The sequence below is a fragment of the Aurantiacibacter gangjinensis genome (genome assembly GCF_001886695.1).
Lineage (GTDB): Bacteria > Pseudomonadota > Alphaproteobacteria > Sphingomonadales > Sphingomonadaceae > Alteraurantiacibacter > Alteraurantiacibacter gangjinensis.
Genome location: NZ_CP018097.1, coordinates 1,638,243 through 1,654,788 on the forward strand (window position 1 = coordinate 1,638,243; position 16,546 = coordinate 1,654,788).

17 protein-coding genes and 1 tRNA gene are annotated in these 16,546 nt (G+C 62.3%); 9 read left to right on the top strand and 9 right to left on the bottom strand.

Features of this window, described 5'->3' with window-relative positions; translation table 11 throughout:
• The first annotated feature begins 67 nt into the window (after positions 1-67).
• Together BMF35_RS07990 and BMF35_RS07995 are read left to right on the top strand one after the other, a co-directional pair.
• The gene (locus tag BMF35_RS07990) at positions 68-1,810 is read left to right on the top strand and encodes a long-chain-fatty-acid--CoA ligase (protein ID WP_236781500.1); all 1,743 of its coding nucleotides are present in this window, start codon (positions 68-70) and stop codon (positions 1,808-1,810) included.
• The gene (locus BMF35_RS07995) at positions 1,800-2,228 is read left to right on the top strand and encodes a MerR family transcriptional regulator (protein ID WP_047006434.1); all 429 of its coding nucleotides are present in this window, start codon (positions 1,800-1,802) and stop codon (positions 2,226-2,228) included. Before BMF35_RS07990 ends, BMF35_RS07995 begins: the two co-directional genes overlap by 11 nt.
• 43 nt (positions 2,229-2,271) lie before the next feature.
• Here BMF35_RS07995 and BMF35_RS08000 read toward each other — a convergent pair.
• Both BMF35_RS08000 and cpdR read right to left on the bottom strand, forming a co-directional pair.
• Positions 2,272-2,346, bottom strand: a tRNA-Val gene (locus BMF35_RS08000).
• 90 nt (positions 2,347-2,436) lie between these two features.
• The gene (gene cpdR, locus BMF35_RS08005) at positions 2,437-2,811 is read right to left on the bottom strand and encodes a cell cycle two-component system response regulator CpdR (protein ID WP_047005495.1); all 375 of its coding nucleotides are present in this window, start codon (positions 2,809-2,811) and stop codon (positions 2,437-2,439) included.
• Between the two features lie 161 nt (positions 2,812-2,972).
• Between cpdR and BMF35_RS08010 the strand changes: the two genes are divergently transcribed.
• Positions 2,973-3,920: an N-formylglutamate amidohydrolase gene (locus BMF35_RS08010; protein ID WP_052765864.1), complete on the top strand. Its 948-nt coding sequence runs from the start codon at positions 2,973-2,975 to the stop codon at positions 3,918-3,920.
• Positions 3,921-4,169: 249 nt separating this feature from the next.
• On the opposite strand, the gene BMF35_RS08015 is transcribed toward BMF35_RS08010, so the two are convergent.
• The gene (locus tag BMF35_RS08015; protein ID WP_047006436.1) at positions 4,170-4,961 is read right to left on the bottom strand and encodes a SapC family protein; all 792 of its coding nucleotides are present in this window, start codon (positions 4,959-4,961) and stop codon (positions 4,170-4,172) included.
• Between the two features lie 88 nt (positions 4,962-5,049).
• Positions 5,050-6,498, bottom strand: a complete 1,449-nt coding sequence (locus tag BMF35_RS08020) for an FAD-binding oxidoreductase (RefSeq protein WP_047005496.1) — start codon at positions 6,496-6,498, stop codon at positions 5,050-5,052.
• A gap of 155 nt (positions 6,499-6,653) precedes the next feature.
• Here BMF35_RS08020 and BMF35_RS08025 point away from each other — a divergent pair, with 155 nt between their 5' ends.
• Complete coding sequence (locus BMF35_RS08025; RefSeq protein ID WP_052765865.1) at positions 6,654-7,232, top strand: hypothetical protein; 579 nt, start codon at positions 6,654-6,656, stop codon at positions 7,230-7,232.
• Between the two features lie 118 nt (positions 7,233-7,350).
• Positions 7,351-8,766 (top strand): DEAD/DEAH box helicase, encoded by a 1,416-nt coding sequence (locus BMF35_RS08030; protein ID WP_047006438.1) that lies wholly within the window; start codon positions 7,351-7,353, stop codon positions 8,764-8,766.
• Positions 8,767-9,027: 261 nt separating this feature from the next.
• Here the strand turns inward: BMF35_RS08030 and BMF35_RS08035 are convergent, their stop codons facing one another.
• A complete protein-coding gene (locus BMF35_RS08035) occupies positions 9,028-9,654 on the bottom strand; it encodes a glutathione S-transferase family protein (protein WP_047005497.1) in 627 nt (208 codons plus the stop codon).
• Positions 9,655-9,764: 110 nt separating this feature from the next.
• Between BMF35_RS08035 and BMF35_RS08040 the strand changes: the two genes are divergently transcribed.
• Positions 9,765-10,604, top strand: a complete 840-nt coding sequence (locus BMF35_RS08040; protein WP_047005498.1) for a sterol desaturase family protein — start codon at positions 9,765-9,767, stop codon at positions 10,602-10,604.
• Here BMF35_RS08040 and BMF35_RS08045 read toward each other — a convergent pair.
• On the bottom strand, positions 10,601-11,155 hold the full coding sequence (locus BMF35_RS08045; RefSeq protein WP_047005499.1) for a hypothetical protein: 555 nt from the start codon (positions 11,153-11,155) through the stop codon (positions 10,601-10,603). The genes BMF35_RS08040 and BMF35_RS08045 overlap by 4 nt on opposite strands.
• Positions 11,155-13,461: an ATP-dependent helicase gene (locus tag BMF35_RS08050; RefSeq protein ID WP_047005500.1), complete on the bottom strand. Its 2,307-nt coding sequence runs from the start codon at positions 13,459-13,461 to the stop codon at positions 11,155-11,157. The genes BMF35_RS08045 and BMF35_RS08050 overlap by 1 nt, the downstream gene beginning before the upstream one ends.
• Before the next feature lie 139 nt (positions 13,462-13,600).
• On the opposite strand from BMF35_RS08050, the gene BMF35_RS08055 reads away from it, so the two are divergent.
• The 3 genes from BMF35_RS08055 (at position 13,601) to BMF35_RS08065 (ending at position 15,200) form a co-directional block, all read left to right on the top strand.
• Positions 13,601-14,098, top strand: coding sequence for a hypothetical protein (locus BMF35_RS08055; RefSeq protein WP_156172021.1), 498 nt, complete (start codon positions 13,601-13,603; stop codon positions 14,096-14,098).
• 331 nt (positions 14,099-14,429) lie between these two features.
• Positions 14,430-14,747 (top strand): hypothetical protein, encoded by a 318-nt coding sequence (locus BMF35_RS08060; RefSeq protein WP_156172022.1) that lies wholly within the window; start codon positions 14,430-14,432, stop codon positions 14,745-14,747.
• Positions 14,748-14,870: 123 nt separating this feature from the next.
• Positions 14,871-15,200, top strand: a complete 330-nt coding sequence (locus tag BMF35_RS08065; protein WP_156172023.1) for a hypothetical protein — start codon at positions 14,871-14,873, stop codon at positions 15,198-15,200.
• Here BMF35_RS08065 and rsmD read toward each other — a convergent pair.
• Positions 15,197-15,751 (bottom strand): 16S rRNA (guanine(966)-N(2))-methyltransferase RsmD, encoded by a 555-nt coding sequence (gene rsmD / locus BMF35_RS08070; protein ID WP_047005503.1) that lies wholly within the window; start codon positions 15,749-15,751, stop codon positions 15,197-15,199. The genes BMF35_RS08065 and rsmD overlap by 4 nt on opposite strands.
• On the bottom strand, positions 15,748-16,533 hold the full coding sequence (locus BMF35_RS08075) for a pseudouridine synthase (RefSeq protein WP_418202093.1): 786 nt from the start codon (positions 16,531-16,533) through the stop codon (positions 15,748-15,750). The genes rsmD and BMF35_RS08075 overlap by 4 nt, the downstream gene beginning before the upstream one ends.
• Positions 16,534-16,546 lie beyond the last annotated feature (13 nt).

Below are 16,546 nucleotides of genomic sequence, written 5' to 3' on the forward strand. Positions count from 1 at the left end.
TGCTCCCGTGAGCCATTTCGCTTTTTCCGGCGTTGGCTGAATGCGGGAGTTGGAGAAAGGATGTTTCATGGTCGAGGTGCCCGAAGGGTTCCGCCTGATGGATACGAGCCGGTTTACCGATAGCGAGGGCAACATTCGCCCGCGCCTTTTGACCGAGCTTCTCGACCACGCCGTGTCCAACTATCCGGAAAGGGTCTGCGTCGATTTCCTCGGCCGCGAATGGACCTATGGCGAGATCGGAGACCTGGTGGACCGCGTGGCGACCGGCCTGCAGGCGCGCGGACTTAAGCCCGGCGACCGGTTCGGCCTGTGTCTGCCCAACACGCCCTATTCCGTGATCATGTATTATGCCGTTCTCCGTGCCGGTGGCATGGTGGTGAACATCAATCCTCTCTACTCCACCAGCGAGGTGGAGTTCCTGATTCTGAACTCCGGCGCGAAGATGATCGCCGTGCCCGATCTGGAAATGCTGCACGAGAAAGTGGCAGCGGCATGGGGCAAGGCGGATGATGATGGCAACGTGCTGCTCGAACACATCGTACTGTGCCCGATGGCAGACGTGCTGTCTTTCTGGAAATCGGTGGGTCTTCGCACGCTGAAGCGATCTTCCCTCGCGAAGAAGCAGTCCGGTGTTTCCTATATCCACTATAGCGACCTTGCCGCGCACCCGGCCAATCCTGCGAAAGTGGAGCAGACGCCCGACGATGTGGCGGTGCTGCAATATACCGGCGGCACGACCGGCAGGCCCAAAGGCGCCATGCTTACTCATGCCGGCTTAGCCGCCAATTCCGCGCAGATGATGCTGCATATCGGCGTGGTGCGCGACCAGCAGGAGCGCACACTGGGCGTCTTGCCGCTATTCCACGTCTTTGCTCTTACTTGCGTGCTGAATTTCGGCATCGATACTGCGTCGGAACTGGTGCTGCTTCCGCGCTTCGAGATGGACGAGGTGCTGAAAACGGTGAAGCGCAAACCCCCGACGCAGATGTTCGGGGTGCCGACGATTTACAACGCGCTCGGCTCGCTACCTGATGATAAGGTGCCGGACCTGTCCAGCGTTTTGACAAGCTGCTCGGGCGGTGCTCCACTCCCGTTGGACGTCCGCACCAAATTCGAGAAGCGCACCGGAGCGCTGGTATCCGAAGGCTACGGCCTGACCGAAGCCTCCCCCATCATCACCAGCAACCCGCTGCTTGGTCGCCAGCCGAACAAGGAGAACTCGACCGGTCCGGCCTTCCCTCAAACCGTCATCGAAATCCGTGATCCCGAGACTGGCGAGATGATGCCACAGGGCGAAAAGGGCGAAATTTGCGCGCGCGGACCGCAGCTGATGAAAGGCTATTGGAACAGGCCGAATGCAACAAAAGAAACCTTCGTCGATGGGGCGCTGCGCACAGGCGATATCGGCTATCTGGACGGTGACGGTTACCTGTTCATCGTCGACCGTATCAAAGATTTGATCCTGTGCAGCGGATACAATGTCTATCCGCGCGTGATCGAGGATGCGGCTTACGAACATCCGGCCGTAAAAGAGGCGATCGCCATCGGCATTCCAGACGATTATCGCGGCGAAGCCCCAAAGCTCTTCATCGCGCTGCATGACGATGAGGAGCTGGATGCCGGCACGCTCGAAGCCTTTCTGAAGATGCGCCTCAATCCCATAGAAATGCCCGACGCCTACGAGTTCCGCGACGAGCTGCCCAAGACGCTGGTCGGCAAACTGGAGAAGAAGGAATTGGTGGCGGAGGAAAAGGCCAAGTACGAAGCACGCAAGGCTGCCCAAGGGGATGGAGCTGCCGATGCCGGATAGCGTCGCAACCATGAACGAGGCTCAGGGTAACGAGCCACTCAAATCCATTGCCGAGGCCGCCGAAGCGCTCAGCGTCACTCAGCGGACATTGCGCTTTTACGAAGACAAAGGCCTGATCGCACCGCAGCGCGTGGGCACGATGCGCGCTTATTCGAAACGCGAAATGGGCCGGATGCAGCTGATCCTGCGCGGCAAGCGGCTTGGCTTCTCGATCCGCGAGATCGGCGAGTTCCTCTCGCTTTATGACGAGGACGACACCCAGAAAGTCGAGCAGATGCGGCACCTGCAGATGCAGATCAACCAGCGCCTCACGGAGCTGGAAGAGCAGCAGAGCGCGATCCAGCAGACCATTCGCGAACTCAAGCAGATGGATGCCGAAGCGCAGGACAAGATCGCCCGGCTCAAGGCCCAGCGTTAGCACCGCTTTGAGCGGTGGCTGCCGAAAGATTTTCAGGAGCGAATGGTGGGCGTACCAAGGTTCGAACTTGGGACCCCTACGATGTCAACATAGTGCTCTACCACTGAGCTATACGCCCACACCATTCGGGTATGGCCAAGCCGCTTTCGCGCTCGGCAGGCGGGCCATCTAGCGCCGCCTTATGCGATGCGCAAGGCCCGATTGCGGCTTACAGCATCAGCGCTGCGCTATCCTCGAACATGCGCTCCACTTCCATGACCAGGTCTTTGAGGTGGAAGGGCTTGGACAGCATCTTCGCATGCGGCGCTTCGCGGTTGGCTTTCAGGGAAACCGCGGCGAAGCCGGTGATGAACATCACCTTGGTAGAAGGGCTTATCTCGTTGCAGCGCTGGGCCAGCTCGATCCCGTCCATTTCCGGCATCACGATGTCGCTCAGCAGCAGATCGTAGATCTCGGTCTGGATCAGCGGCAGCGCTTCCGTGCCGCAGGAAACTGCCATGACCGAAAAGCCAGCCTGCTCCAGCGCGCGCTTCAAATAGGTGCGCATCGCGGTATCGTCTTCGGCCAGCAAAATTCGGATCATGCCCTTGGTCTCTTCCCTTGGTTAGCGTGGATGCAGCCCCTACGCCTGAGAGGTTGAAAAAGCATTGGCCGGATCGGGGCTGACCAGCTTTGGCACATTCGCGGACATGGTAAATGTACCTACGCTTTGACACAACCGCTGTCAGGGCCCAGCATTTGCCTGTGCAGCACGGTGCTTTTCCCCGAGACGATTCGCAGGCCATTTGCGGCGGGAGCATCCCTGAAGGCGACGGACGCCCCGCTTTCGTGCTGCGCCGCCCGCCGCATTTTGCCATCCCGATCCTCATCGCCGTGCCCCATGCCGGGCGCGATTATCCGGCCAGCCTGTTGTCACGCATGCGACTGGCAGATGAAGCGGCGCCGCGGCTGGAGGATCGCTATGTCGACCTGATCGCGCGCAAGGTGGCCGACGCCACAGGTGCCGCGCTGCTGGTGGCCAATGCGCCGCGCGCGATGATCGATCTCAACCGTTCCCCCGACGATGTGGACTGGGAAATGATCGCAGGAGCTCGTGCCCGAACGCAAAGGAGCCGGCTGGCGGCAGGTCGCCGCTCTCGCAGCGGGTTGGGATTGGTTCCGCGCCGCCTGCCTGGGATTGGCGAATTGTGGAACCAGCGCATCCGCGCCGCCGAGCTGAAAGCACGGATCGACCAGGTTCATTCGCCCTATCATCTGGCGCTGACGCGAACGCTGGAGAGCCTGCGCGACCGGTGGGGCGCTGCGCTATTGGTCGATATGCACTCCATGCCGCCGCTCGGACCGAAAACGGGCGAGGGAAGGGCAGCCGATTTCGTGATCGGAGACAGGTTCGGCGGATCCTGCGAAAGCGCCCTCGTCGCCGCTGCGCTGGGTCATCTCGATGCGGCGGGTGCGCATGTCGTGCACAACCGGCCCTATGCGGGTGGCTATGTGCTTGATCGCCACGGCGCTCCGGCGCGCGGACTGTCGGCGATGCAGCTGGAAATCTGCCGCGCGACCTATCTCGATGCTGGCTTGCGTGAACCGTCCGCCGGGGTCGACGAGGTGGCGCAGACCGTGACCGGCCTCATCCGACGTCTGGCCGACCAGATGACCCGCGGCGCGCAAGGTTTCGCGCAAGCGGCCGAATAGACAATTCTGCATGAAAAAACCGCCCCGTGCGCGAAGCACGAGGCGGCCAAGGTTCAGGGAGGAGGGACACCGAGGTGCCCCTGTCCAGCCGAGCCATGAGGGGAGCGCCGACCGGACACATCCTATGTAGGTGCAATCACCTGAACATCAACGGAACGAACGAAAAATGCGGCCCCGCAAGGCCGCATTTGTCGTATGGGCAGAGCGGTTCGCCGCCGCCACCCGAAAAGGCTCGAAAAGCCGCCTAGATCAGGCCGCGGGAGCGGTGGCCGACAGGCCTTCCGGACCCTTGCCCAGATCGACCTGCTTAGCGAACACGCCGCGCATCAGGTCGAGCGAGAACAGGTGCGCGAAAATCAGCGGCAGCAGGCCGTTCTCGTTCCACTTGCGCAGCTGGTCACCGCGCAGTTCGCGCAGCTTCTCCTGATTGACCATCTTGAAGCCGCGATAGGTAAAGGGCTTGTCCGGATCGTTTGCGCGCTGGATGGAAATTTCGCCATCCATCAGTAGGTCGTTATCGGTCAGTTCCTTCATGAAAGCCTGCGTGCGCATACCAGCTTCCTCGAACTTTTCGCAGAACTGCAGCAGGCCCTTGGTGTGATCGCTCGGCTCCGTGCCGTCGAACAGCTTCTGCCCGTCATCGAACTTGCCAACGAGGTCGCTGGTCGGATCGAAGCAGAGCGAGAGGTTGTCGGTGTCCGGCTGCAGCTTGGCGAGCAGGAACGGATAACGACGGACATAGGCCGGCACGTAAGGCGTCGTATCGCCGCGAACCGAGCCTTCTTCATCGAAGAACACGTTCACGCCTTCGTTAAGGCCCATCAGGGCGAGTGGCACCGAATTGTCGCCGCTGGAGAAAACGATGGGGAAATCGCGCTGCGCCACCGGGAATTCTTCCACGGTCAGCGGAATGGCGTGCTGCTTGCCGATCCAGGGTGCCTTGTCGACAGTGCGCGCGGCGAAATCGCCATGCTCTTTGTTGTTGAGGGGCACGAGGTCTTTGTAAAGGACGGGCAAATTCTGCTTCGGCGCGCTGGCCATCATACTCTCCGATCAAATATGGATGTCGAATATCCGGGATAGGAACCACCGGTTCCCTCGCGGACTCCGTAAAGTTCAGCGTGCGCGCTTATAGGCTCTTGCCCTCCGTTTCAAGCCGCACGAGCTTGCCGGGGTTGAGAATGCCGGCAGGGTCCAGCGCCTGCTTCACCGCGCGCATGAGGGCAAGTTGGGCGGGGTCGGCGAGACGGGCGAGTTCCTCCACTTTCATCTGGCCGATGCCGTGCTCCGCGCTGATCGTGCCGCGCCATGCGGTCACCTCGTCATGCACGAAGCGGCTGACGGTTTTGCCTTGCTCCGCTTCCCATGCTCCCGGCCTTGCGCCTTCGGGCGCGATGGCGTGAAAGTGGACATTGCCATCGCCAAGATGACCGAAAGCGACGGCGCGCACACCGGGGAAGGCGCTCTCCACCTTGGGAACGGTCTCGGCGATGAAATCGGCCATATCCTCCACAGGTACGGCGATATCGTGCTGCATGGCCGGGCCGATGGCGCGCTCTGCGGGAGAGATGCTGTCGCGGATCGTCCAGAAGGCTTCGGCCTGTGCCTCGCTTTGCGCAATGGTGGCATCTTCGATCAATTCCGCTTCCATCGCCGTTTCCAGCAGCGATCGGGCGAGATCGGCTAGCGAGGCGGCAGCGGCTCGGTCGGCCACCAGCTCGATCAGCACATGCCAATGGTGCGGTCCGGCCAGCGGCGGCCTGCTGTCCGGACTGTAGCGCATCACGGCGTCATGCGAGTGCCGGGGGATGACTTCGAACCCTTCCAGCGCCTGCGGCGCATGGCGCTGGGCGTGGAGCAGCAGGCGGCGCGCCGTGCGAATGTCGTTGACGCCTGCCCACAGCACGGCGCGCTCTGCGATGCCGGGCAGGAGGCGCAAGGTCGCCGCCGTAACGATGCCCAGCGTCCCTTCGGAGCCGATCAGCAATTGCTTCAGGTCGAAGCCGCGATTGTCTTTCTTCAGTGCGCGCAGGGCGTCGAAAACCGAGCCATCGGCCATTACCGCTTCCAGCCCCAGCACTTGCGCGCGCATGTTGCCGTGCCGCAGCACCTGCGTGCCGCCTGCATTGGTTGCAATCAGACCGCCGACGGTGGCAGAGCCCTTGCCGCCCAGCGTGAGCGGGAAGCGCAATCCTTCGGCCTCGACCGTGTCGTGCAGCGTTTGCAGCACCAAGCCGGCATCGCAGGTGATCTGCATCGCTTCGGACGCAAAATGGCGGATGGCGTTCATCCTCCGCAGGGACAGGATGACGGACGCTCCGCTCTCGTCGGGCGTCGCTCCGCCGGACATCCCACTGTTCCCGCCCTGTGGCACGATGGGCACGCCGTATCGGGCGCACAGCTTGACCAGATCGGCGACTTCCCGAGTGTTCGCGGGCGAGGCGAGGCCCAGCGCCTTGCCGGTATAGCGACCGCGCCAGTCGGTCAGCCACGACGCCATAATATCGGCATCGCGGGTGAAGCCGCGCTCTCCCAGCAGGCGCTGTGCAGCGTCGCAAAAGGCACTTGTGTCACTCATAGCGCCGCTCCTGCCACCGAAGCCGCCCCCTTGCAAAGTGCGCCGCGCGGGTTAAGCCAACATTCAATCCGCGCTGTTAGGAGGGGGCCTGACATCAAGCGGCAGTGAGATCGTGCTGCATAACAGTCACGGGAACTGCCGACTTCGCATCTATCATGAAACGCCTGATCGCCATCCTGGCCTGCCTGGCCCTTCTGCTGCCGCTGTTCGCTGCGCCTATGCCGGTCAGCGTCGCGGCGCAGGATGCGAGGGAGCGCACCGGGCCGCAATCGCCTGTTCCATTGGGCTTCGACCAGACGGCCCCTGCGCCCTTCCGCATGCTCGACGATGCCGTGCGCAACATGCAGCAGCACCAGGTGCGCATCGAACAGCGCGTGATTATCCGCGTCTCGCCCGCGCCTCCGCGTGCCCGCACGCAGATGATGGCAGATCTGCCCCGCCGCCCCATGCCGCGCAGCTTTGCCGAGGTGGAACATGGCGACTGTGTCGATATCGACAGCATCATGGGCGTGCAGCCGACCCGGGACAATCGCTTGCTGATGTTCACGCGCCAGCGGCAAATTATCGCTGCCAGCCTCGAACAATCGTGCACGGCCAGCGCCTTTTATGCCGGTTTTTATGTCGAGCAGAACGAGGACGGGCGGCTGTGTGTGGCGCGCGACCAGTTGCAATCCCGCGCCGGTGCGGCCTGCCAGGTCGCAGGCTTTACGCGGCTCGTTGCGGCCAGTCAGTAAGGCTGTCCTGCCGAAGTTTGCAATTTTTCCCGTTCGCGCGTAGGGAGCGCGGGCAAACTGGCGTGCCGCGCAGCACGCCTTTATTTTGCGCGATACCAATTTACCGGAACCCATCGATTTGACCACTTTTGCCGATCTCGGCCTGTCTCCAGACCTCCTGAAAGCCGTTGAAGAGGCAGGCTATACCGAGCCGACTCCGATCCAGGCGGAAGCCATCCCCGCCGTGCTGATGATGAAAGACCTCATCGGCATCGCGCAGACCGGCACGGGCAAGACGGCAAGCTTCGTGCTGCCGATGATCGATGTGCTGGCCAGCGGCCGCCGCCGCGCGCTGATGCCGGGCAGCCTGATCCTGGAACCGACGCGCGAACTGGCCGCGCAGGTGGCCGAGAATTTCGAGAAATACGGCCAGAACCACGACCTGAAGATGGCGCTGCTGATCGGCGGCGTGCAGATGGGCGACCAGGTCAAGGCGCTGAACGAAGGCGTCGACGTGCTGATCGCCACGCCGGGCCGCTTGATGGACCTGTTCGAGCGCGGCAAGATCCTGCTCTCTGCCTGCGAGCTGGTGGTGATCGACGAAGCCGACCGGATGCTCGACATGGGCTTCATTCCCGATATCGAGTTCATCTGCGACAAGCTGCCAGAGCAGCGCCAGACACTGCTGTTCAGTGCAACCATGCCGCCGCCCATCGCCAAGCTGGCGAAGAAGTTCCTCACCAATCCCAAGCGGATCGAGGTGAGCCGCGCGGCGTCCACCAACGACAATATCGCAGCCTTCAAGATTCCGGTGAAGACCCGCGAGAAGCGCGAGACGCTGCGCTGGCTGCTGCGCAACGATCTGGTGGACACAGCCATCATTTTCGCCAATCGCAAGACCACTGTACGCGAGCTCAACAAGAGCCTGCAACGCCACGGCTTTGCCAGCGGCGAAATTCATGGCGATATCGACCAGGCGCAGCGCAACAAGGAATTGCAGCGCTTCAAGGATGGCGAGATCAACATCCTCGTCGCCAGCGACGTTGCCGCGCGCGGGCTCGACATCAAGGGCGTGAGCCATGTCTTCAATTTCGACACGCCTTGGCATCCCGACGACTATGTCCACCGCATCGGCCGCACGGGCCGTGCCGGAGCCAAGGGCAGGGCGTTCACCTTCGTCGCGCCGGAGGATGCCGAGGCGATCGACAATGTCGAGAAGCTGACCGGTGCCAAGGTGCCGACATTCGGCAAGAAAGATGTGCGCGTCGCTCTGCCCGATCCGTCGCAGCAGACCGAAGAGCGGCGCGAAGATACGGAAGCGGCGGAAAAGCCGAAGCGGTCGCGCCGGAGGCGTGAGGACGATGGCGAGGCGGATCGTAAGCCGGCAAGGCGCGAGCAGCCGGAGCGGCAGCAAGCCGAGCGCCAGAAACCCGCAAGAGGGCCGCGCGAGGATCGCCAGCCGCGCGGACGTCGCCGCGACCAGGATGATGAGCCGGTCCCCGCAGGCGAATGGAACGGGCCGAAGCCCGACTTCCTCGCCGTCGGGTTCGATTGACGGGCCCTCAAGCGAAGTTGACACAGTTGACACAGTTGACACTACGCGGTGGGCGCTTTTCGCTAGATTTGCCTTTGTATAGAGGTGCTTAGCCCGCAAATCGCGAAGTTGACACTTTGCGAAAGAAAAACGGTGCATAAAAGCAAAAAGCCCCGCAGCGATGCGGGGCTTTTCATTCGTGTCTGCGATGATCGCCAAATGCCAAAACATCGCGCGGCCATGACAGCACCAAGCGCTGTAGGACAGCGCCGTCTAGAAGCGTCAGTCCATCGGGTCCATGTCCTGCCGCGCCAGCGCAGTCTTCACGCCGTCATCCATCTCCATGCGCACGCGGAAGGCTTTCAGGCCAGGATAGTCCTCGATGGCGATCGGCGTCTGGTCGATCCAGCGCGTCAGCACGTAGAGGAATGCATCGGCGAAGCTGCGCTTGCCGAGGTAATACTGCCCACCAGCATGGGCGAGATTGTGCTCCAGCCGCTCATACTTGTCGCGCAGCGTAGTGTAGGCGGCCTGCTTCACCTCTTCTTGTGCGTCCTCGCTCTCGGCAAAGCGCTGGGCGGCGAAATGCGGGCCATAGGCGGCGTGGACTTCGCTCGACATGTAGGACAGCGCTTCGGCCTCGCGATAACCGAGCCGCTTGTCGCGCGCATAGCCTTCGCTGCCATGCTCCGCGCCCAGCCACGCCATGATCGCTGCCAGCTCGGTCAGCACCTCGCCATCGTCGAACTTCAGCGCGGGCACCTGCCCCTTGGGATTGATCTTGAGGTACTCGTCCTTCTTGTGGTCGCCATAGGCAAGATTGTGGATCTCCACCGGCGCATCGAGCCACGCCACCGCGATGTTGCAGGCGAGCGAGCAGGTTCCGGGCATGGTGTAGAGGGTCGTCATCGATAATCTCCTTTATTTTGCGAATGCATGGGAGCCGCAAAAGGTTCGCATTACGTCGGTCCGGAGGCGCGATAACGCGTCCTTAACCGTGATCTGCCACGCGTGTGTGCATGGAGAATTTCCTCGCCGCCTTTGCCAAGCTGCTGAGCGATACGTGGCCTTATGCGCTCACCTTTGCTGTGCTGGCACTGGTGACGAAGCGCGGCGCGATATTGGCTGCGATTCGGCGCGCCGGCCCGGAATTCCGCACGAACCTGCTGCTGATGATTTTCAACGTCGTGCTGGTGCTGCCCTTCTTCCTGCCGAGCAATGCCGCGCTACGCGAATGGATCGGCGGCTTCCGGCTTGTCGAGCCGACATTGTGGGAGCCGCTGCCGCAAGTCATCACCCTGCTGGCCGCCATCCTGGTGATCGATTTCGGCGCGTATTGGCGGCACCGCTTCGAACATTCGCGCCCCATGTGGCGTTTCCACGCAACGCACCACGCCGACACGGCGCTGCACTGGCTGACCGTGGCGCGCAAACATCCGATTGCGCGTCTGCTCAGCCTCTATGCCGACCTGCTGTTCGCTTATATCCTTGGCTTCCCGGTATGGGCGATTATCGGTGCGGGCCTGCTGCGCAGCTGGTGGGGGCACTTCATCCACGCGGACGTGCCGTGGACGCTGGGCCTGTTCGGCAATGTCCTGATCTCGCCCGCCGCCCACCGCCTGCACCACATCCGTGACGAAGCGCTGATGGGCTACAATTACGGCAACACCTTCACCCTGTGGGACCGCCTGTTCGGCACCTACAAAGACCCTGCACCCTATGTCGATTGCGAGACCGGCATCGCTGAAGGCACGCGCGGCTTCTTCGGAGAACTCGCACGGCCCTTTGAGAAGCGGTATCACTGGGGGCGGAAGGTGGATGAGGTGCCTGCCGCGGAAAGCGGAGAGGCGCGCACCTAGCCGCCGATCGTGCGATAGCTGTTGCCGTCGGCTTCGAGCCACATTCCCTGGCCCGCTTCGCCCAGGAAGGCTTCCAGCCCGGGTCCAAGAAATGGCTCGGGCGGAATGTCAATTGCGCAGTCCTCTGCATATTGCATGAGCGTGGCAGCCAAGCGTTCCCGCAGCACCTGCATCTGCGCTTCGAAAGAGCGCGTGCGGAAATCGGCAGGCAGGTCGCTATGGTCGCTACTTGTGTTGGGACATCGGATCGAGACGATGTCCCAGAATACGCCGGGCGAAACGCCGTCGCCGCCGTAAAGCTGCAGCCCGTCCACGTGGAATTGCACGACCACATCATCGACGCTGACATCGCCGTAAGTGACATGCGCGTTTCGGATGGAGTTGAACTGTCCGTCGTTGTCAGGCTGGCAACCGTGCCGCACTGTAGCCTGCTCCGACACGGTTTCGGTCGCCGCAGGCGGTGCCATCGCTTCCACATTCGGCACCGGTTCCTCGCATGCTGCAACCAGCGCTGCGCCAGCTGCCGATGCAAAGACTGCAGCCGCGCGCATCACGCCAGCGTCACGAAGCTGTCGATCACCCGCTTCGTGCCTGCCTTCTCGAAGTCGATTTCCAGCTTGTTGCCTTCCTGTCCGATCACTTCGCCATAGCCGAATTTCTCGTGAAAGACGCGCGCGCCCATTTCTACGTCGGTGCGCGGTTTGGCGGCGAAGCTGGCTGCGGAGCGGGTGCTTTCCTTCACGCGGGTCTGCTTCGTGTCATAGCCCGTAGCGAGCGCGCGTTGCCAGCCGGGGCCGCGGGCGGAGGAGCGATCCGGGCGGCTGGTGGAGACATGGGCGAAGGGGTCTTCGCTCTCGCTCCAATTCGCCTGCCAGAGCGATTTGCCGCCGGTCATCGTCGTTTCGGTCTCGATATGCTCGTCGGGGAGTTCCTCGATGAAGCGGCTGGGGATGCTGCTCGTCCACTGGCCGTAAATGCGGCGATTGGCGGCGTGCATGATCGTGCATTTGCGCCGCGCGCGGGTGATGGCGACGTAAGCCAGGCGACGCTCTTCCTCCAGGCTGGCGAGGCCACCCTCGTCGAGCGAGCGCTGCGAGGGAAACACACCTTCCTCCCAGCCGGGCAGGAAAATATGGTCGAACTCGAGCCCCTTCGCCGCGTGCATCGTCATGATGGTAACTTTCTCGTCGGTGTCCCCCCGGTCGCTGTCCATCACCAGAGATACGTGTTCGAGGAAATCGCCCAGCGTCTCGTATTCTTCCATCGCGCGGGCGAGTTCGACGAGGTTGTCCGCCCGACCGGCCGCCTCGGCGGAGCGATCGGCTTTGAGCATGGCATCGTAGCCAGATTCTTCCAAAACGGTGCGCAGCAGGTCGGCTGGTGTGACGGTTTCTGCCATCAGCGACCAGTTTTGTAGCATGTCGTGTAAATTGCCGAATGCATTCCGAGCGCGCGGAGCAAGCTCATCTCCGTGGGCGAGATGATACGCCGCTCTCAAAAATGGCATTCCGCCGCCGACCGCTTTACGGTGCAATTCCTGCAGAGCCTTTTGGCCGAGCCCGCGCTTGGGCTGGTTGTATATCCGCTCGAACGCCAGATCGTCCGCAGGCTGCGCAATCACCCGCAGATAGGCCAGCGCATCGCGGATTTCGGCACGCTCGTAAAAGCGGAAACCCCCGATGATACGGTAATTGAGGCCGATCTGGATGAAGCGGTCTTCGAATTCACGCGTCTGGTATTGCGCGCGAACGAGGATGGCGACCTGTTCGAGGCTGAGGCCCTCGCGCTCCAGCCGCTCGATCTCTTCGCCCACGCGGCGCGCTTCCTCGGGCGCGTCCCACACGCCTATGACGCGCACTTTCTGGCCTTCGGGCAGCTGTGTCCACAGCGTCTTGCCCAATCGCTGGCTGTTGCCGGCGATAAGGCCCGATGCCGCGGCAAGGATTTGCGGGGTGGAGCGATAGTTCTGCTCCAGCTTCACCACCTTCGCACCGGGAAAATCCTTCTCGAAGCGAAGGATATTGGCCACCTCCGCGCCGCGCCAGGAATAGATGGACTGGTCGTCATCCCCGACGACGCAGATATTCTTGCGCTCCTGCGCCAGCAGCCGCAGCCAGAGATACTGGACGGCATTGGTGTCCTGATACTCGTCCACCAGGATGTATTTGTAGCGCTGTTGGTAGCTCTTCAGCACATCGGAATGCTGGCGGAAGATGTTGAGCATATGCAGCAGCAGGTCGCCGAAATCGCAGGCGTTCAGGCTCTTCAGCCGCTCTTGGTAGAGCGCATACATCTGTTGGCCCTTGCCATTGTCGAAGCTCTCATTGTCGACGACATCGAGGTCGGCAGGGTTGAGGCCGCGGTTCTTCCAGCTGTCGATAAGCCCTGCCAACATGCGCGGCGGCCAGCGCTTTTCGTCGATATCGTTTTCACTGATCAGCGTTTTCAGCAGACGCAGCTGGTCGTCCGTGTCGATGATGGTGAAATTGCTTTGCAGGCCCACGATTTCCGCGTGGCGGCGCAGCATCTTGGCGCAGATGGAGTGAAACGTGCCGAGCCACGGCATCCCCTCCAGCGCGCCGCCGGTGAGCTTCGCCACACGCTCGCGCATTTCGCGCGCGGCCTTGTTGGTGAAAGTGACGCAAAGGATCTCGCTTGGCCACGCCATGCGCTCGCGCACGATATGGGCCAGCCGGTGGGTGAGGGCGGCAGTCTTTCCGGTGCCGGCCCCTGCCAGCATCAGTACCGGCCCCTCCGTCGTCAGGACGGCCTCTCGCTGCGGCGGATTGAGATGGGCAAGCCATTCCGGCGCGCTGGCGGCGAGTGCGGTTTCGGTCGATTGAGGGGTATCTGTCACCTGTGAACAGCTAGGGAACAGGGGCGCTCCGTGCAAGCTTTGCGGCCAAATGTGGAACGCTATTTTTTCGGAACAACGGCCTTCTCCAGCCCATTGATCGGGCAATTGCAACATGCCGAAAGGCAAAGGAGAAACCATTATGAAAAAGGCACTTATCGCTGCCGCAACCGCGCTGAGCATCGCCGCCGCCCCCGCTATGGCACAGGACCGCGACGATGACCTGCCGAGCATGTATCCGATGGCAGCGGTCGATAACGACAACCGCGACGAAATCGAAACTTACGACGCCGATCGCCAGCGTATGTATTACGGCTGGCCACTTGAAGTGCGCTCCTATTACTGGACGCTCGACGAGAACGACCGGATGATGTTCTGGAACATGGATAGCGATGCCGACCGCGTCGCCTATTACAACGCCAACCGCATGACAGGCGACATGACCTTTGTGCGCACCGGCATGGTGCAGAATGCGCCCATTGCCCGCGCCAATCATGATGGCACCTATCCGATCTGCGAAAGCGATGCCGACGACCATTGCATGAACGCATGGGCAGCCGGACAGCGCGGCCCCGGTGTGGACCGTCCGCTGAACTACTGGCCGGGTCAAACCACCACCATGCGCGATTATGGTGGCTGATCCAGCTTCTCGACTCATTACAAAAGGCCGTCCTTCGGGGCGGCCTTTTCTTTTGCGCGATGGTCATTCGTCCGGTTTTTGCCACGCCCACGCGGTGAGAGTGCCAGCACGCGCGATGGTTGAGATACAGCGCTTGCCAGCAGTCGGGCATCCGCGCAGCCTTGCGTCGAAGTCGTCAGATCGGACGGCTCCCGTTCGTCACGTATGAAAGCTATGGAGTGCTTTTATGCGATTGAAATTATCATATGTTCTTGGCGGTTTACTGGCCGCCATGCCGATTTTGGCAACTGCTCAGGATCAAGGGCCGCCTGGCAATACTTCGAGCGATCCGATGGAGGAAGCTTTTGCCTCCACCCAGATGACCGAAGAGCAATCGGCCACCTATGCCTCATGGCCGCCCGACATGCAGGCGCTCTACGATGCGTGGTCGGCGGACCAGCAGGGCTATTACTGGACCCTGCCGCCCGAGCGCGCAGAGCTGTTCTGGCGGCTTTCCACCGAGGACCGGATGTCGCTGATGCGGATGGATGATACAACACGCGAGCGGGCGTGGACCATGATCGAAGCGCAGGCGGCTTCGCAGGCACCGGAAGGCGAAACCGTGGAACCAGACGACATCCCCGAGCCACCCGATCCCGAAGGCCTCTAGACCCGGCAGCCTTCAAGATCGGAGGGAAGGGCCGCCCGGCGTGACGCGGGCGGCCCTTTTTCCTTTTCGGAACCGCCATCCGCCGCGCGCCGTTATGGCGCTGGAAGAAAAGGAGAAGGTTCCATGAAAGCCCTGACACTGACAGCAGCACTTGGCCTTGCCATGCTGGCGACCCCGGCCATGGCCGATCACCATGGCGGTGGTCACGATGACGACAATGCCAACCAGCAGCGCGCCGAAGTAATCGAGCGCGACGATCGCGGCCGCGCGACCCGCGTCCGCATGAACGGTCAGGAATATGCGGTTTGCACGCAGAACGAACAGGATAGCTGCATCAACCCGCGCGAAGCAGGGCTGAATTTCGGCAACCGCGCGCTTGGCTATTGGCCGGGACGTCCGGCCAGCCAGATCGACGGCCCGCTTCCCGCAGAACGTTCGGGCAGCAGCGATTAATCCTGCCGGTCGGGCCAGCGCAGCAGGACCAGCTTCGCCGGCCCGACCCGCCTCTCGCTCTCGATCTCGAGCTTGCGGATGGCAACATCCTCTTTGGCGGCAACCTCCAGCGCGACCCACGTAGCCGGGCCGATCCAGCCCAGCCGCGCCAGCCGGTCTATCGCGACGGCACCGGCGCCCGTTTCATAGGGCGGGTCGAGCAATACAAGATCGCGCGGCACTTTTGCCGGACCCAGCGACAGCACCGATCCCGCGACGATATCGCTTCGTTGCTGCGCCCGTAGCGCGGCGACGTTCTGGCGCAATGTGCGTATGGCGGCGGCATCCTGCTCCACGAACAGGCAATTGGCCGCCCCGCGCGACAGAGCCTCCAACCCGAGCGCGCCCGACCCGGCAAACAGGTCCGCCACGCTCAGGCCCTCGAAGCTGCCGAGGCGGCTGGTGAGCATCGAAAACAGCGTCTCGCGCGTACGATCCGCCGTGGGCCGTGTGGTATCGCCCGCAGGCGCGCGCAACTGGCGGCGCTTCCATTCTCCGGCGATGATTCTCATGATTTCAAGCTCGAGCGAAAACGCTCGATATCTTCCTTGCGGATTTCCTGCGCAGCGCCGCGTGGCAGGTCTGCGAGGCCGAAGGGACCGTAGGCGGTGCGGATCAGGCGGCTGACTTCCAGCCCGAAATGTTCGAGCACCCGGCGCACTTCGCGATTCTTTCCTTCTGTCAGCGTCAGCTCGATCCACTGGTTGCGGCCGGTGCGCCGTTCGAGATTGGCGTCGATCCGGTCGTAGCGCATGCCTTCGATCTCCACGCCTTCCATCAGCGTTTCGAGCTGTTCCTGCGTGATCTCGCCGAAGGTGCGTGCGCGATAGGTGCGCGGGATCTCGCTGGAGGGCAGCTCCATCATCCGCTTGAACTCGCCATCATTGGTCAGCAGCAACAGCCCTTCGGTATTCAGGTCGAGGCGGCCGACGGGCATCAGGCGCGGTGTGCCCTTGGGCAGGGCGTTGCGAAGCGCGGTGTAGATCGTCGGCCGGCCCGAGAAATCGCGCTCCGCCGTCAGCAGGCCTGTGGGCTTGTGAAATGCGAAGAGGCGTGTGCGCTCCGGTTTGCCGACCGGCTTGCCGTCCACGCTCACGCCTTTCAGGCTGGTGAGGAAGGTAGCGGGCGTCGTCACCACCTCGTCTCCGATTTTAATGCGGCGATCTTCGATCATCCGCTCCACCTCGCGGCGGCTGGCAACACCGGCACGGGCCAGCAATTTGGCGATACGATCGCCTTCGGGACGCGGTTCGTTGGACATATCCGGCCCCTTAGGCGTTGAGAGCCCGTTCATCCAGCCTTCCATT

Bases quoted from the DNA above. Each gene is read 5' to 3' on its own strand.
- BMF35_RS08020 (WP_047005496.1), bottom strand. From the start codon at position 6,498: ATGAGTGACACAAGTGCCTTTTGCGACGCTGCACAGCGCCTGCTGGGA.
- BMF35_RS08025 (WP_052765865.1), top strand. From the start codon at position 6,654: ATGAAACGCCTGATCGCCATCCTGGCCTGCCTGGCCCTTCTGCTGCCG.
- BMF35_RS08015 (WP_047006436.1), bottom strand. From the start codon at position 4,961: ATGGCCAGCGCGCCGAAGCAGAATTTGCCCGTCCTTTACAAAGACCTC.
- cpdR (WP_047005495.1), bottom strand. From the start codon at position 2,811: ATGATCCGAATTTTGCTGGCCGAAGACGATACCGCGATGCGCACCTAT.
- BMF35_RS08040 (WP_047005498.1), top strand. From the start codon at position 9,765: ATGGAGAATTTCCTCGCCGCCTTTGCCAAGCTGCTGAGCGATACGTGG.
- BMF35_RS08035 (WP_047005497.1), bottom strand. From the start codon at position 9,654: ATGACGACCCTCTACACCATGCCCGGAACCTGCTCGCTCGCCTGCAAC.
- BMF35_RS08045 (WP_047005499.1), bottom strand. From the start codon at position 11,155: ATGCGCGCGGCTGCAGTCTTTGCATCGGCAGCTGGCGCAGCGCTGGTT.
- BMF35_RS08060 (WP_156172022.1), top strand. From the start codon at position 14,430: ATGGAGGAAGCTTTTGCCTCCACCCAGATGACCGAAGAGCAATCGGCC.
- BMF35_RS07990 (WP_236781500.1), top strand. From the start codon at position 68: ATGGTCGAGGTGCCCGAAGGGTTCCGCCTGATGGATACGAGCCGGTTT.
- BMF35_RS07995 (WP_047006434.1), top strand. From the start codon at position 1,800: ATGCCGGATAGCGTCGCAACCATGAACGAGGCTCAGGGTAACGAGCCA.
- BMF35_RS08055 (WP_156172021.1), top strand. From the start codon at position 13,601: ATGAAAAAGGCACTTATCGCTGCCGCAACCGCGCTGAGCATCGCCGCC.
- rsmD (WP_047005503.1), bottom strand. From the start codon at position 15,751: ATGAGAATCATCGCCGGAGAATGGAAGCGCCGCCAGTTGCGCGCGCCT.
- BMF35_RS08075 (WP_418202093.1), bottom strand. From the start codon at position 16,533: ATGAACGGGCTCTCAACGCCTAAGGGGCCGGATATGTCCAACGAACCG.
- BMF35_RS08065 (WP_156172023.1), top strand. From the start codon at position 14,871: ATGAAAGCCCTGACACTGACAGCAGCACTTGGCCTTGCCATGCTGGCG.